At 76.2% G+C, this 1,981-nt stretch carries 1 protein-coding gene; it reads right to left on the bottom strand.

All coding sequences use genetic code 11. From position 1 onward, the window contains the following. A partial coding sequence (locus ABZ885_RS40110; protein WP_360199987.1) for a condensation domain-containing protein occupies positions 1 to 1,813 on the bottom strand: 1,813 nt, incomplete at its 3' end. Positions 1,814 to 1,981 lie beyond the last annotated feature (168 nt).

The raw sequence follows: 1,981 nt of genomic DNA, 5'->3' as shown, positions 1-1,981 counted from the left end.
GCTGATGCAGCTTGACTTGGCGAGAACCCGTTCGACAAGCCTGTCTGCTGTGGGCGGACTTGCCCGTTTGGAGTGGATCTTCCCGGTCGGGGTAGGCCGGGTCCAGCGGCAGGTAGGCGCCGCCGGCCTTGAGCACGCCGAGCACGGCGGCCACCAGCGCCGGGCCCTTGGCCAGGCAGACGCCGACGGTGGTGTCCGGGCCGACGCCCAGTCCGGCCAGCCGGCCGGCGATCCGCTCGGCGAGTTCGTCCAGCGCCGCGTAGCTCAGCTCGCCGTCGGCGTGGAGGACGGCCGGTGCCTCCGGGGCGAGGGCCAGCCGGGCCTCGAACAGCTCGTGCAGACAGGCCCCGGCCTGCGGGTAGGCGTGGGCGGTGTCGTTCCACTCGACGAGGGCGCGGTGGCGCTCCGCCTCGGTCAGCATCGGCAGGGCGGACAGCCGGGTGCCGGGGGACGCGACGGCGGCGGCCAGCAGGGCCTGCCAGTGCCCGATCAGCCGCTCCACCGTGGCCGGGTTGAACAGGTCGCTCGCGTACTCCACGGTGCCGGTGAACTCGCCGTCCACCTCGCGCAGTTGGAGGTTGAGGTCGAGCTGCGCGCCACCGCGCGGCACCTCCCGGACGGTCACCGCCAGGCCGGGCAGCGCGGGGGCGGCCAGCGGCGCGTTCTGCACCAGCAGCAGCGACTGGACCAGCGGGTTGTGGCTGAGCGCCGGGCCGCTCGACCGCTCGGGCAGCATCCGCTCGAACGGCAGCTGCTGGTGCTCGAAGGCCCCCAGTGCGGCTCGGCGGACCCGGGCCAGCAGGTCGGTGAAGGTGGGGTCGCCGGCCAGCGAGGTGCGGATCGGCAGGATGTTGACGAAGCAGCCGATCAGCCCCTCGGCCTCGGCCGGGCGCACCCCGGCGCCGGTGCCGACCACGACGTCCTCGCTGCCGCTGTGCCGGGCCAGCACCGCCTGGAAGGCGGCCAGCAGGGCCATGAACGGGGTCACCCCGGCCCGGCGGCACAGGGCCTTGACGGCGGTGGACAGTCCGGCCGGGAGCCGGACCGGCAGCGCGGCGCCGCGCAGCGACTGCACCGCGGGGCGCGGGCGGTCGCAGGGCAGCTCCAGCAGCTCCGGCGCGCCGGCCAGCGTCCGGCGCCACCAGGCCTGGTCCTGCTCCTCGCCGGCCGCCTGCGACTCGGCCTCCCAGACCGCGAAGTCGCCGTACTGGATCGGCAGTTCGGGCAGCTCGGCGGCCCGGCCGGCATAGCACTGCGCGAGCTCGGCGAGCAGGACGCCGACCGACCACATGTCGGCCACCAGGTGGTGCACGGTGAGGGCCAGCACCTGCCGTTGCGGCGCCAGCCGGTGCAGCACCGCGCGCAGCAGCGGCCCGCGGGCGAGGTCGAAGGGGCGGGCGGCGTCGGCGGCCAGTACGGCGTCCAGCTCGGCGGGCGGGGTCTGCCGGACCTCCAGCGCGAACGGCCCCGGCTCGCCGACCAGTTGGACCAGCTCGCCGTCCGCCTGCTCGAAGCAGGTGCGCAGCGCCTCGTGCCGGCCGGTCAGTTCGGTCAGCGCGGCGGTCAGCGCGGTGGTGTCGAGCGGGCCGTCCAGCTCCAGGGCGAACGGCAGGTGGTAGGCGCTGGTGCCGGGGGTCAGCCGCTCCACCAGCCAGATCCGGCGCTGGGCCGAGGTGGCGGGAAAGGCGAACTGCTGCATGGTCTGCTCTGCTCTCTGCCGGTCGGACGGCTCGGGCTCGCGGCCGGGGCCGGGGCCGTGGTCGGGGCGCTGGTCGGGGCCGGGGTCGGTGGGTTCGGGGGTGGCGGCCGTCATGAGCCGGTCACCAGGTAGGCGGCGGCCTCGGCTCCCAGGCCGGCCGGTATCCGCAGGTCGGGCCGGACCTCGGCGGTCCGGCGGGCGGCCGCGCGGCGGGACCGCCCGCCGCCGGTGACGTGTAGCAGCACGGTCTCCCCGGGCCGGATCCGTCCGGCGGCGACCGCC

It is taken from the genome of Kitasatospora sp. NPDC047058 (assembly GCF_040643935.1).
In the GTDB taxonomy this organism is placed as follows: Bacteria; Actinomycetota; Actinomycetes; order Streptomycetales; family Streptomycetaceae; genus Kitasatospora.
Note: the sequence above shows the minus strand (reverse complement) of the source record. Positions and strands in the feature narration are given on the sequence as shown.